This window comes from Micromonospora nigra (assembly GCF_900091585.1).
GTDB lineage: Bacteria > Actinomycetota > Actinomycetes > Mycobacteriales > Micromonosporaceae > Micromonospora > Micromonospora nigra.
In genome coordinates this window covers 1,194,310-1,208,635 of sequence record NZ_FMHT01000003.1, presented here as the reverse complement: position 1 = coordinate 1,208,635, position 14,326 = coordinate 1,194,310, and the positions used below count along the sequence as shown (strand labels likewise).

Sequence of the window (14,326 nt, the reverse complement as noted above, 5' to 3'; positions counted from 1 at the left end):
GTGTTCACTCTCGCCCAGGCCCGGCACCTGGTGGCCACCCTGCGCCCACGGATCGACGAGCTGATCAGGATCCGGGCCGACCTGGCCGAACTGCGCGCCGACCTCGCCGACCACGGTCTGAGCGTGCTCGGTGGCCGCGCCGAACTGAAGGGCCTGGAGGCGCGGCTGCACGGCGTCCTCGACGAGCTGCACCAGCACGACATCCAGGTCAAGGGCGTCGCCCCGGTGCTGCTCGACTTCCCCGGCGAGCGCGACGGCCGACCGGTGCTGTGGTGCTGGCTGGAGGGGGACACGGACGTGCGGTGGTACCACCGCGTCGAGTGCGGCTTCGCGGGCCGCCGCCCGGTCTGAGGCCGCCGGAGCGAGGGCAGGCGAGCCGTACGGGCTCCAATTCGACCATCAAGTCGGAATGCCGACAGGCAGTTTCGACACGAGGTGGTTGACCGGTGGACGGTCGGGGTCTGACACCTCAAGACAACGGTCTGGAGTAGGTCTCGACCCGACACCGGAGTCTTCCGGATCGGTTGCGGGGTGGTTGAATCGGAGCCTCATACAGTGAGGTGTCGGGAGCACTTATGGACGTCTTCGATGTGCGGGATCGACTCATCGGGGACTACCGCGAGTTCACGTCGAGTTTCGTCGATCCACGTGACGAGCGTGTCCGGAAGCACGTCGAGACGTTGCACGCCTCCGGCTACCAGTGGCCAGCTCCGTACCTGTCGCTGAACCCCAATTTCGCCTCCGGCGGAACGATCGACGGTTTGGTCGCCGAGGGTCTGCTACATAGGGACTGCGAGCGGATCTTCCGCACCAAGAAGCACCAGGGTGACCCGGGCGGCCAGCCGCTGCGTCTGCACCAGCATCAGCGCGAGGCAATCGTCACTGCCCGGGCTGGCCACAGCTATGTGTTGACGACGGGCACCGGCTCGGGAAAGAGCTTGTCCTACATTGTGCCGATCGTTGACCGGGTGCTGCGGGCGAAGGCGGACGGGACGTATCAGCCGGGCGTCAAGGCGATCATCGTCTACCCGATGAACGCGCTGGCCAACAGCCAGATGCACGAGCTGGAGAAGTTCGTGCGCTGGGGCCTTTCGGACGGCGAACCACCGGTCAGCTTCGACCGTTACACGGGTCAGGAGAATGCCGAGGCCAAGCGTCGGATCCTCAAGGATCCGCCGGACATCCTGCTGACCAACTACGTGATGCTCGAACTGCTGCTCACCCGGCACCGGGAACGGGACCGGCTGATCCGGGCGGCCGGTGGGTTGTGGTTCCTCGTCCTCGACGAACTGCACACGTACCGGGGGCGGCAGGGGGCGGATGTGGCGTTCCTCGTCCGTCGCACGAAAGACGCCTGCGCAGCGCCGGATCTTCAATGCATCGGCACGTCGGCCACCATGACGACCCAGGGTGACGCCGCACACCAGCGTGCTGCGGTCGCCGCCGTGGCGACCCGGCTGTTCGGACAGGTCGTTCATGCGGAGCACGTCATCGGCGAGTCTCTGCGGCGGGCCACGACGGGCGGCGGAGCAGGAGCCGGTGGTCTCGCCGAGCGGGTACGACGCTGGCTGCGAGCAGGTAACCGCCCAGATTTGGCTGGCTTCCTGGGGGACCCGCTGGCCCATTGGGTGGAGAGCGCCTTCGGCATCGAGCCAAAGGAGGGTACGGGTCATCTGGTCCGCAAGCGTCCGCGCACCGTCCCGGACGCCGCCGACAACCTGGCCGAGCTGACCGGCGAGACCACCGACGACTGCCGGGTTGCGATCCAGGCGGTACTTCAGGCCGGTGCCCAGCTCATCGACCCGGAGACAGACCGACCCGTGTTCGCCTTCCGGCTGCACCAGTTCCTCTCCAAGGGCGACAACGTCTACGTGACCATCGAGCCGCCGGTCCAACGGCACATCACCAGCCGCTACCAGACCGTCTCACCGGACAGCGGCTCCACCGAGCGGAAGATCCTCGTGCCGCTGGCCTTCTGCCGGGAGTGCGGACAGGAGTATCTGACCGTCCGCCGGACGGTGAACGGCTTCGAGGCGCGGCAGGACGCGGACGGCAGCGAGGGCGGCGGCTACCTCTTCCTCACCGACGATCTGCCGTGGCCCGACAGCCTGGAGATCGCTGTGCAAGATGGCCGGCTGCCGTACTCGTGGACGGTGCTCGCCGACGACGGAAGCACGATCCCGGCGGAGGACAAGCGCAAGCATCTGCCTGAGGTGGTGCACGTCGACGCCGAGGGGTTCGAGGTCGATGCGGGCAAGGGCTTCGCCGCCGCCTGGGTCGCCGCCCCCTTCCGGTTCTGCCTGCGTTGCCGGGTCTCCTACGAGCGTCACCGGGGCACCGACTTCGCCCAACTCGCCAAGCTATCCACGGAGGGCCGCAGCTCGGCACTGTCGGTGGTCGGGGCCAGCATCGTCCGGGCGCTGCGCGCCGAACCGGCGCTCGAAAAGCCGGCGCGGAAGCTGCTGTCGTTCGTCGACAACCGGCAGGACGCCTCGCTCCAGGCCGGGCACTTCAACGACTTCGTGCAGGTGGTGCAGCTGCGCGGTGCTCTCTACCGGGCGGCCGAGAAGGAGCCGGAGGGTCTCACCCACGAACGGGTGGCCCAGCAGGTCACGGCGGCGCTGGGGTTGCAGTTGACCGAGTTCGCCCGCAGGCCGGAGGTCCGCTACGGCAAGGAGGAGATCTGGCGGGCGTTGCGCGAGATGGTCAACTACCGGCTCTACCTGGATCTGGAACGCGGCTGGCGGGTGACCATGCCCAACCTTGAGCAGACCGGCCTACTGCGCATCGGCTACCGCTACCTCGACGAGGTCGCGGCCGACCAGGAGATCTGGGAGGGCAGCCATCACCTGCTGCGCGATGACAGCCCTGAGCACCGCCACGAGGTCGCGGCGACCCTGCTCGACGAGTTGCGCCGGAACCTGGCTATCGACGTGCGGTGCCTCACCGAGGAGGGTTTCGACGAGATCCGCCGCCTGTCGGTCCAGCACCTGGCCGAACCGTGGGCGCTCGGTGTGCGGGAGCGGGCCACCGTGGCGGCCATCGCCTTCCCGAAGCCGAGCGGCAGGGGACGCCCTCGCTCATACCTGCACCTGTCCGGCCGTGGCGCGCTGGGGAGATACCTCAAGCGGCAGTATGAGGGCCCCGGCCGGCCCTGTGGGATCGCCGATGCGCAGAGCATGATCCGTGACCTGTTGGCGGTGCTCACCGAGGCGGGTCTGGTGATCCAGGCAGCACCGGGTGAAGGTGAGGACCTGATCGGCGGCTACCGGCTCCGTTCTGACGCACTGCTCTGGCAGGCCGGTGACGGCAGGGCGGGCGCAGAGGACCGGGTCCGCAAGCAGCTCTCCGGTGAGGTCGGCGCCCGGGTGAACACCTTCTTCCGCGGTCTCTATCGCGACACTTCGCACCTGCTCACCGGCCTCCAGGCCAAGGAGCACACCGCCCAGGTCACACCGGTGGTGCGACAGGAGCGGGAGCGGGAGTTCCGCGAGGGCGACCTGCCGCTGCTGTTCTGCTCGCCGACGATGGAGTTGGGCGTCGACATCAAGGAACTCAACGCGGTCGCCCTGCGTAACGTGCCACCGACTCCGGCCAACTACGCGCAGCGGGCTGGTCGGGCGGGCCGTTCCGGCCAGCCGGCCCTGGTGGTCACCTACTGCTCCACCGGCAGCGCGCACGACCAGTACTACTTCAAGCGTCAGACCGAGATGGTGGGCGGCGCGGTGCAGCCCCCTCGCCTTGACCTGGCCAACGAGGATCTGGTTCGCTCGCACCTTCAGGCTATCTGGCTGGCTGAGACGACGGAGGAACTGCCCAGCTCGCTGGCGGCGGTGATGGAGACCGGTGGGGAGAACCCGGCTCTGGAGCTGCTGCCCAAGCTGAAGAAGTCTGTCGAGGACCCGGAGGCCCGCTGCCGGGCGTTGGCCCGAGCCGAGGCGGCCCTTGCCAGCGACCTGGCGGGGGAGCTGCCGAGCGCGCCTTGGTGGCGCCCCAGTTGGGTGGCTGATGTCATCGCACGCGCCCCGCGCAGCTTCGAGGAGGCGCTGGAGCGGTGGCGCAAGCTTTACCGTGCCGCGTTCAGGGAGTACGAGGTGCAGGGGCGTCGGGCTGTCGACACCAACGTGTCGCACCGGGCCCGGGAAGAGGCACACCGCCGGGCCAACGACGCCCGGGTGCAGCTCGACCTGCTACGCAACGAGGACTCCGACGAACCTCAGACCGACTTCTACACCTACCGTTACCTGGCTTCCGAGGGCTTCCTGCCGGGTTACTCGTTCCCTCGACTTCCGCTGGCCGCCTACATTCCCGGGCTCAACGGGCAGCGGCAGGGCGACTACCTCCACCGGCCTCGTTTCATCGGCATCAGCGAGTTCGGCCCGGGGGCGCTGATCTACCACGAGGGTGCCCGCTACATGGTGCGCGGTGTGCAGTTGCAGCAGGCGGCGGAGCCGGGCAAGGAAAGCGTGCTCACCAGCTCCGCCCGGCGTTGCCGCGCCTGCGGGCACCTGCACGACGACGTACCCGGCATCGACGTCTGCGAAAGCTGCGGCGAACAGCTCGGCGCGACCGACGAGAACCTGCTGCGCCTGTACACGGTCCGCACCCAACGCCGGGAGCGGATCTCCTCGGACGAGGAGGAGCGCCGCCGTTCCGGTTTCCAGATCGAGACGTCGTACCGTTTCCACCAGCATGGCGGACGGCCCGGCAAGCTCACCGCGACGGTGGGGCCGGAGGACGGCCCGGCCGTGGCGGCCCTGGTGTACGGCGACGCGGCAACCGTCCGCCGGGCGAACCTGGGGTTGACCCGGCGCAAGGACCAGAAGATCCGTGGCTTCTGGCTGGACACCACCAGCGGGGAGTGGCTCTCTGAGTCGAAGGCGGCCGAGAAGACGACCGACGAGGAGGACCTCGGCTCCGCCGACGAGACCAAGCGCAAGCAGCGGGTGATCCCGTACGTCGAGGATCGCCGTAACATCCTGGTGCTGCGGCTGACCCGCAGGGCACGGCACGAGGAGGCGGTGTCACTGCTATATGCCCTGGAGCGCGGCATCGAGGCGACGTTCCAACTGGAGGATTCGGAGCTGGCCGGCGAGTTGCTGCCCGACCTTGACGAGCAGGGGCGGATGTTGTTCATCGAGAGCGCCGAGGGCGGTGCGGGTGTGTTGCGCCGGCTCGTCGAGGAACCCGACGCGATCAGTCTGGTGGCGACCGAGGCGCTGCGGATCGCCCACTTCGACCCGGCGACCGGTGAGGAAGCGGAACAGGACGTGGCCGGCGGTGACGACCGCTGCGTGCAGGGCTGCTACGACTGCCTGCTGTCGTACTCGAACCAGCCCTGTCACCGCCTGATCGACCGGCACCTGATCGCCAACCTGCTGCTCGATCTGGTCGGGTCGCGGACCACCCCGACCGGTGCCGCCGACGCTGCGGGCCGCCTCGACGCGAGCGGAGCCGGCGCCCAGTTCGTGGCGTGGCTGACGCAGGCGGGCTACCGGACGCCGGAGGGCGGGCGGGAGCGGGTGGCAGAGGCGCTGGTCGACCTGGTCTATCGCGAGCACCGCGCGGCGGTCTTCGTGGATGTTCCCGGCGAGGCGGCCGGGCAGGGGCGCGACCTCGACGCCGAGGAGAGCCTGATCGACGCGGGGTGGACGCCGATCAGGGTGACGGCGGGCGAGTGGCAACGAGCAGTGGACCGCTACCCGAGTGTGTTCGGGCAGCACCAGGCAGGGACGCGATGAGCGGGCCCGGTAGTCGCGGACGAAAGGTGGCACGGTGACGGTGACCGCGGAGCGGTTCGAGCCGGGCACGCTGGTCAGAGCACGGGGCCGAGAGTGGGTGGTGCTGCCCGAGTCGGAGCCGGGGCTGCTGGTGCTGCGCCCGCTCGGCGGTTCGGATGACGAGCGGGCGGCCGTGCTGACCGACCTGGAGGTGGTCGAAGAGGCGACCTTCGCCTACCCCGATCCCACCGACGCCGGCAACGCCAGCCGCGCCGGGCTGCTGCGTACCGCGCTGCGGATCGGGTTCCGCTCCACCGGCGGGCCGTTCCGGTCTCTGGGTGGGCTGGCCGTGGAGCCCCGGCCCTACCAGCTCGTGCCGCTGCTGATGGCGTTGCGGCAGGACACCGTACGGCTGCTGATCGCCGACGACGTCGGCATCGGCAAGACCGTCGAGTCGGGCCTGATCGCTGCCGAGCTGCTGGCGCAGGGCGACGCCGACGGGTTGGCCGTGCTGTGCAGCCCGGCCCTGGCCGAGCAGTGGCAGCGGGAACTGGCCGAGAAGTTCGGCATCGCCGCCGAGCTGGTGCTGCCTGGCACCGTACGCCGGCTGGAGCGGGACCTGGTCGGTGCGCAGTCCGTCTTCGACCGGTACCGGCACGTGGTGGTGTCCACCGACTACATCAAGCGGCCGGAGTTGCGCGACCAGTTCCTGCGGGGTGCCCCCGACCTGGTCATCGTCGACGAGGCGCATTCGGCCGTGCTGGACGAGAGCAACCGTGGTGGCCGGTCCCGGATGCTGCGGCACGAGCTGGTGCGCCGGCTCGCGGCCCGCGCCGACCGGCACCTGATCCTGGTCACCGCCACCCCGCACAGCGGCAAGGACGCCGGCTTCCGCAATCTGGTCGGCCTCCTCGACCCGAGGCTGGAGACCGTCGACCTGGACCACGCGGAGGGCCGTGAACTCCTGGCCCGGCACTTCGTGCAGCGCCGCCGGGTGGACATCCGCCGCTTCCTGGAGGACACCCCGTTTCCGGAGGACCGGGAGTCGACCGAGCGTCCCTATCGGCTGACCGGCGACTACAGGAGCCTCTTCGACGACGTGGTCACCTATGCCCGGCAGACCGTCCGCGACCCGATCGGCGGCCAGGTCCGCCAGCGGGTGCGCTACTGGTCGGCGCTGGCCCTGCTGCGGGCGATGGCATCCTCGCCGCAGGCCGCCGCCGCCACGCTGCGGACCCGGGCGGCCAACGCGGACGCCACCGACGCCGACGAGGCCGACGCGCTGGGTAGGGCCGCCGTGCTGGATCTACCGGACGACGAGACCCAGGAATCGGTCGACCTGGTGCCCGGGGCCGACACCGACGCCGACTCGGGGAGCCCCGAGCGGCGCAAGCTGCTCGCCTTCGCCCGCCGCGCCGAAGCCCTCGCCGCCAAGGGAGACAGCAAGCTCGACCTGCTGGTCAAGGAGGTCAAGGCGCTGCTCGGCGACGGGTTCAATCCGGTGGTCTTCTGCCGCTACATCGACACCGCCGAGTATGTCGCGGAGCGGCTGACCGCCGCGCTGGGCAGGAACTTCGCGGTCGGCTGCGTCACCGGCGCGCTGCCGCCCGAGGAACGCACCGACCGGATCAGGGAGTTGACCGCCGACCTGAAACGCCGGCCGGTGCTGGTCGCCACCGACTGCCTGTCCGAGGGTGTCAACCTCCAGGACGCCTTTCAGGCGGTGGTGCACTACGACCTGGCGTGGAACCCGACCCGACACGAGCAGCGGGAGGGCCGCGTCGACCGCTTCGGGCAGCGGGCCCCGAAGGTCCGTGCCGTGATGATCTACGGCACGGACAACCGGATCGACGAGATCGTGCTCAAGGTGCTGCTGCGCAAGCATGAGCAGATCCGCAGGGCGCTCGGTGTCTCGGTGCCGGTGCCGGACCGCAGTGACGACGTGCTCCAGACCATCGCGCAGGAGCTGCTGATCGCCCCGGACGCCCCGGAGCAGCTCACCATCGAGGGGCTGGGCACGGAGTCCCGCGAGGAGCTGCACCGCGAGTGGGAGAGCGCGGCTCAGAAGGAGAAGGAGTCCCGCACCAAGTACGCCCAGCGGGGCATCCAGCCCGCCGAGGTGGCCGCCGAGCTGGCCGAGATCCGGGCCAGCCTCGGCTCACCGGACGAGGTTGCCGAGTTCGCCCGGGCCGGGTTCGCCGCGCTCGGCGCGGACGTGGTCGGCAAGCCTGACGGCTTCGACACCAGCACCGGTGGGCTGCCGCTGCCGCTGCGTGACGCCTTCCCGGCCGGCTATCCGGCCACCCTGGCCCTGCGCCGCGAGCTGCCCACCCCGGCCCGCGCCGCCCACCTGGACCGCACCGACCCGTACGTCGCCGCGCTGGCCCGCCACCTGCTGGAGAGCGCCCTGGATCCGACGGTTCCCGCCGACCAGCGGCCCGCCCGACGGGCCGGGGTGATGCGTACGTCGGCGGTGTCGAAGCGGACGACCCTGCTGCTGGTGCGGTTCCGGCTGCACCTGACGCTGCCTACCCGGGCGGTGGACGCCGAGCCGCGCCGGCTGGTCGCCGAGGAGGCCCGGCTGCTCGCCTTCCGGGGCGCCCCGACCGCCGCCGAGTGGCTGCCCGACGAGGAGGTGGCGACGCTGCTGGCGGCCAGCCCGACCGGCAACGTGCTGCCCGAGGCGGCCACCCCGTTGCTGGAGCGGGTGATCGGCAAGCTCGACGAGGTCGTGCCACACCTGGACGGCACCGCCGACCGGCTCGCCGACGCGCTGCGCTCCTCGCACATCCGGGTGCGGGAGGCGGCCGGGCAGCGGGTCCGCCGCCAGATCACCGTCGCCGCCCAGAAACCCGCCGACGTGCTCGGCGTCTACGTCTACCTGCCGGAGGCCACCTCATGAGCGCGGTCACCTATCCCGCTGTCCGGGTCGAGGGCGGGCTGCTTCCCGCCGGCCTGGTGCAGCGGATCGGCGACGGCGCGGCCGAGCTGACCGGCTCCGACGCCGCCAGCTACGGCCTTCAGTCCGGCGAGTCGGTGCGCCGCTACGCCAACCGCTCCTACGCCTACCTCCAGGACGTGTGGCGGGACTTCGCGCGGCACCGTGCCCGCTCCGGCGACAGTGCCCGGCTGACCCGGGAACGCTGGCTGCTGATCCTGCTCCGCGAGCTGGGCTACGACGGCATCGAGGTGTTGCCCGGCGGCATCACCGTGGACGAGAAGCCCTTCCCGGTCAGTCACCGCTGGGACTGCGTACCGGTGCATCTGCTCGGCTGGGGCACGGATCTGGACCGGCGGACGGCGGGTTTGCGTGGCGCTGCCGCCGCTGCCCCGCACTCGCTGATGCAGCAGTTGCTCAACCGCTCCGAGCAGCACCTGTGGGGGGTCGTCGCCAACGGGCAGCGGCTGCGGCTGCTGCGTGACTCGACCAGCCTGGTCGGCACCGCTTACCTCGAATTCGACCTGGAGGCGATCTTCGAGGGTGACCTGTTTCCCGACTTCGTGCTGCTCTACCGGGTGGCGCACGCCAGCCGGCTCACCGCCCTCGACGCGGCGACCGGGCCGTCGTCCTGCCTGCTGGAAGCCTGGCGTACGGAGGGAGCCAAGCAGGGCGAACGGGCCCTGGCCCAGCTTCGGGACGGCGTGGAGGCGGCGCTGGAGATCCTCGGCACCGGTTTCCTCGACCACCCCGACAACGCCGGTCTGCGGGAACGCGTCGACGCCACCCTGTCGCTGGAGGACTACAAGCGGTCCCTGCTGCGCCTGGTCTACCGGTTGCTGTTCTGGTTCGTCGCCGAGGACCGCGACGCGCTGTCAGATCCGGCGGCGACGCCGGAGGCGAGACGCCGCTACGACACGTACTTCTCGGCCCGCCGGCTACGCGAGCTGGCGTTGCGCCGCCGGCACTCCGGCCACGGCGACCTGTGGGAGTCGGTGCGGCTGGTGTTCGACCTGCTCGGTCGGGAGTCGGGCAACCCGACGCTGGGCCTGCCCGGCATCGGCGGCCTCTACGAGCCCGGTGCACTGGACAGGCCGATCGCCGAGGCGAGCCTGAGCAACACGGCGCTGCTGCGGGCCGTGGAGGCTCTGGCGGTGCTGCCGGCCCGCCGGGGCGCAGGCCGGCAGCGGGTCGATTTCCAGCACCTCGGCGCGGAGGAGTTGGGCAGCGTCTACGAGTCGCTGTTGGAGCTGCGCCCCCGCTGGGACGCGGCGGCCCGCCGTTTCCACGCCGAACGGCTGGCCGGTAACGAACGCAAGACCACCGGCTCCTACTACACCCCGTCGTCCCTGGTGGAGTGCCTGCTCGACTCGGCACTCGACCCGCTGCTGGACGAGGCCACCGCGCTGCCCACGCCCGAGGAGCGCATCGCGGCGTTGCTCGACCTGACGGTCTGCGATCCGGCCTGTGGGTCGGGGCACTTCCTGATCGCGGCGGCCCGCCGGATCGCCAAGCGGGTCGCCGCCGAGGAGACCGACGAGTTGGAGCCGGCCCCGGCCGCGGTCCGCTCGGCGATGCGCCGGGTGGTGGCCCGCTGCATCTACGGCGTCGACGTCAACGAGATGGCCGCCGAGTTGGCCAAGGTGTCGCTGTGGCTGGAGGCGATGGAGCCGGGCCGTCCGCTCGGCTATCTCGACGCCAACATCCGGGTCGGCAACTCCCTGCTCGGTGTCACGCCGCGCCTGCTCAAGGACGGCATCCCCGATTCGGCCTTCACCGCCCTCACCGGCGACGACAAGAAGGTCGCCACCGCCCTCAAGAAGCAGAACGGCAAGGAATCGTCTGGGCAGGGGGACCTCTTCGGCGCGGCCGGCATTCAGGTCGGCAACGCCTTACTCGCCGCCGAGGTCAAGAGGATTGTGTACGCGGAGCCACGCTCCCTGGCCGACGTGCACGTGCAGGCCAAGCGGGCGCGGGGGGTGGAGCAGAACCGCCGGCATACCAAGACCGTCGCCGACGCCTGGTGCGCCGCCTTCGTCCAACCCAAGACTGAGGCGACCCGGGAGACCGCGATCACCCAGGGTATGCTGGAACGCCTCGACAAGGGCGAAGATTCGCTGGAGATGCACCGGGTCGAAACCCTCGTGGAGGAGCTGACCCGGCAGTACCGCTTCTTCCACTGGCACATCGAGTTCCCGCACATCTTCCGGGTGCCCGACCACGGCACAGTGGACGAGGCGACCGGCTGGCAGGGCGGCTTCTCGTGCGTCCTCGGCAACCCGCCCTGGGAAAAGATTGAGTTTAAGCACGAAGAGTTCTTCTTACCGACAGCCCCTGAAATCGCCAATGCGCAGAATGCTGCCGCCCGCGCTAGGCTTATCAAGGAACTCGCGTCTAGCGGCGAGAGCGCGGGGCAGGCGCTCTATCGCGACTACCTCGCCAGCCAGCGTGCGGTCGAAGGTATCAGCCATTCGATCCGCTCGTCCGGCCGCTACCCATTAACCGGTCAGGGTCGGCTCAACACCTATGCGGTGTTCGCCGAGACCGGTCGCGTTGTGCTTGCCCCTCGTGGACAGCTCGGCTTTGTTGTTCCGACGGGAATTGCTACGGACGCGACTACTCAGGACTTCTTCAAGGATCTAGTGATTCAGCGGAGGCTAGTCTCACTTTTTGATTTCGAGAACGAGGAGAAGATATTTGCGACGGTGACAAATCGTTTTCGGTTCGCGCTATTAGTGGTTGGTGGTTGCCTTCGTGAGGCAAAGGAGATATCGCTTGTCTTTCAGGTGCGACAGGCGGCTCAAATCTCACTGCGGGCATACACGCTGACTCCTGACGAGATCACCCTATTAAATCCGAACACAGGGACTTGCCCGGTTTTCAAGTCGCGCCGAGACGCCGACATCACGCTCAGCATCTACCGGAGGGTTCCAGTTCTCTGGCGCGAGAATGCTCCTGCCGACAACTCCTGGGGACTCTGGTTCCGCCAGGGGCTGTTCAATATGGCTGCCGACTCTCGTCTCTTCCGGAACGCGCGTCAGCTTGAATCCGAGGGTTGGAAGCGAGCTGGCAACCACTTCGTTCGTGGGGATGAGCGCATGCTCCCGCTATATGAGGCGAAGATGACCGGGCTCTTCGATCACCGTTTCGCTACCTACGAGAACGCGACACAGGCTCAGCGAAACAAAGGCACTATGCCCCGCCTAAGCGATGCTGATCATGCTGATGCAAACATTCTGACAATGCCTGACTATTGGGTGCCTGCGACTGAGGTTGAAGAGCAGTTAGGGCAGCGATGGAAACGCGGCTGGCTCCTCGGTTGGCGCGATATGTGCCGCAGCACTGACGAGCGCACTCTAATCGCCACCGTCATCCCGCGAACCGCCGTTGGACATAAGTTCGCCCTAGCCTTCCCCGGCGACGGATGGGCTTTGTTGCAAGCCAATTTGAGCTCGTACGTTCTGGACTACATTGTTCGCCAAAAACTATCGGGATCGTCGCTCGGGTTTTTCCTCTTTAAGCAACTTCCGGTGCTGCCTCTCAAGATATATAGCGAGAGTGCGCCGTGGACTCGGGCGGGTGAGCATCTCGATGCTTGGGTTACATGCCGGATTCTGGAGTTGACATACACCGCCCATGACCTTGCGCCCTACGCCCGAGACCTTGGCTACGAAGGCCCGCCGTTCCGATGGGACCCAGCCCGTCGTGAGCTGCTTCGCGCCGAACTTGATGCCGCATACTTCCACCTCTATGGCATCGGCCGCGAAGACGTTGACTACATCATGGAAACCTTCAAGGTTGTCCGCCAGAAGGACGAGGCCGCCCACGGTGAATACCGTACCAAACGCCTCATCCTCGACCGCTACGATGCCTTCCGCAGTTGATGAACTGACGTTCGATCTGTCGTTCGATCAGAGGTAAGGGAAGGGGTGTGCAATCCGGCTGATGGGAGCTAATTCAAATCGTGGCGTTCGAGCAATATCGGCTATATGAGTCCAAGTGCCCTCCTCGGATCTCCTGGCCGAGAGCCGGGAGGGTGATCTCGTCAGGCGAGCAAACGATTGATCTGTTTACATTGCCGTGGTGGGATTCGGGCATCGTGCATGCTCGTTGGATATACGGGGCCCACCACAATGAGGATCGGGCGCAAAGACTGATGGACGCGAGACCCGACGGTGTCGATCCCTTCGGTAGTCCATGGCATGTCGGGGTGCTTTATCGAGGCATATCAGATCAGCATGTTCAGAATATGGTCGGTATAGTGACAAGAGAGGGTCACGTCGGATGTGTTTGGCCCAGCCTTTCGTCTGGGGGCCTTTACGATTTCGTTGGTCGTTTAGCTGCGAGGGGCAAACACTTTCTGGTCCCGTTGGTGCAGGAGGGTGATGAGCTTCGGCTGCTCATGCCTCATTCTGACGGTATTAACCTCTTCGACTGGACGGGCGGAGCCACGGCTGATGGGCGTGACGCCTGGAGGCTCAACTTGTCCACAGTGCTAGCCACATATCTATCCCGCTATGGATATTGCAATAAGTGGCGATCGATTGCATCGGAGCTTAAGGATCTTGGGGGGCAGGGTGTTGTCGAACTTGATCCTTTGCATGTTTCGGATGGCTTTACTGTGGCTATGGAAGGATCCTCGATCGAGGAGCGAGAATTCGTTGAACGATTCTGTCGAAGACTCGGCCTGGCCCTTCAATTCAACCTCGACGGACTTCCCGGCGTGCTTCTGTCACGAAGCAGGAAGAATCCTGGCGGTTTAATGGTTCGGGAGGCCGTCGGGCGTGGGATAGCGATTTATCGCCCGAGTGTTTTTGTGGGGATGGTTGCTGAGGGATTTTTTGCGGGACTGGGTGATGAGGTTCGAGATTGATTATCGGCCTCTAGCTTCGGCCGTGCGCGAAGGCGTCCTAGGCGTAATGTCAGCCAGGCAGCTTCCGTTCTAGTTGTAGTAGTTAGAGGGGTGCTCGACAAGAGCTGGGATTTCGGCGACCTTCCTGGGGTGGAGGCTGTTCCAGTAGATGCCGGTTGGTTGCTCATGTGGCGGGCACTCAATTACCTCGTCTGGAGTAATGATCAGGTTTACCCTGAAGTCGTGTTCTGCCTCCGGCAGTGGCCCGGCAACGACTTGAAGCGAGTGAACCGATGTTGCGAGGACGGTGGAGGGGCTGACCAGTCCAGCCTCGGTGAGTAGGGCTAGCTCGATGTCCGAGTAGCCTGCGCCCTTTCCGACCCGCACCCCGTCACTGTTGACGGCGACGCTTCCGCACACCACCAGGTCCACGGGGCGCATCTCGCTGATGTCGAGCTTCGGCGCACGGCCAGCAGCGCCGCTGCCAGTAGCAATCTCCTGCGGTGCTGCGTTCAGGGTGGCGGGATCAAGCAGGTAGAAGGGGTGGATGTCGGCAATCTTCGGCACCGCCATATAGAGCAGCTTGCCTTCATCCAGCGCTCGAAGCCTCACCGGCAACTGGGCCTTGTCCGGGTTTGACTTAATGACCTTGGCGTTTCGCCATGCTGGATGATCCGCGAGCCGTTCGGCGGCCAGCTCGGCACCGACGAAGTTCGGAATGCGCCCGTGAGCGCCTGGGGGCAGCGCCTGGTTGGCCTGCTCCAGTCGCGACCAGACGGCTTCACGAACGGCCTGCTTTGCCTTGTCGATGTCCAC

The 14,326-nt window shown here is 67.4% G+C and carries 6 protein-coding genes; 5 read left to right on the top strand and 1 reads right to left on the bottom strand.

Annotated elements, in window-relative coordinates; translation table 11 throughout:
• The 5 genes from GA0070616_RS04695 to GA0070616_RS27470 all read left to right on the top strand — a co-directional run bounded on the left by GA0070616_RS04695 (position 1) and on the right by GA0070616_RS27470 (position 13,531).
• Positions 1–351 (top strand): DUF2203 domain-containing protein, encoded by a 351-nt coding sequence (locus GA0070616_RS04695; protein ID WP_091076830.1) that lies wholly within the window; start codon positions 1–3, stop codon positions 349–351.
• A gap of 224 nt (positions 352–575) precedes the next feature.
• On the top strand, positions 576–5,741 hold the full coding sequence (locus tag GA0070616_RS04690) for a DEAD/DEAH box helicase (protein WP_091076824.1): 5,166 nt from the start codon (positions 576–578) through the stop codon (positions 5,739–5,741).
• A 34-nt stretch (positions 5,742–5,775) separates the two neighbouring features.
• On the top strand, positions 5,776–8,622 hold the full coding sequence (locus GA0070616_RS04685) for a helicase-related protein (RefSeq protein WP_245712655.1): 2,847 nt from the start codon (positions 5,776–5,778) through the stop codon (positions 8,620–8,622).
• Positions 8,619–12,542, top strand: a complete 3,924-nt coding sequence (locus GA0070616_RS04680; RefSeq protein ID WP_091076820.1) for an Eco57I restriction-modification methylase domain-containing protein — start codon at positions 8,619–8,621, stop codon at positions 12,540–12,542. Before GA0070616_RS04685 ends, GA0070616_RS04680 begins: the two co-directional genes overlap by 4 nt.
• A gap of 488 nt (positions 12,543–13,030) precedes the next feature.
• Positions 13,031–13,531, top strand: a complete 501-nt coding sequence (locus GA0070616_RS27470; protein WP_139128843.1) for a hypothetical protein — start codon at positions 13,031–13,033, stop codon at positions 13,529–13,531.
• 69 nt (positions 13,532–13,600) lie between these two features.
• Here GA0070616_RS27470 and GA0070616_RS04675 read toward each other — a convergent pair whose 3' ends face one another.
• Entirely contained in the window at positions 13,601–14,326 is a 726-nt protein-coding gene (locus tag GA0070616_RS04675) for a 5-formyltetrahydrofolate cyclo-ligase (protein WP_091076817.1), read from the bottom strand.

Excerpts from the sequence above, each read along its gene's own strand:
- GA0070616_RS04690 (WP_091076824.1), top strand. The coding sequence starts at position 576 with ATGGACGTCTTCGATGTGCGGGATCGACTCATCGGGGACTACCGCGAG.
- GA0070616_RS04680 (WP_091076820.1), top strand. The coding sequence starts at position 8,619 with ATGAGCGCGGTCACCTATCCCGCTGTCCGGGTCGAGGGCGGGCTGCTT.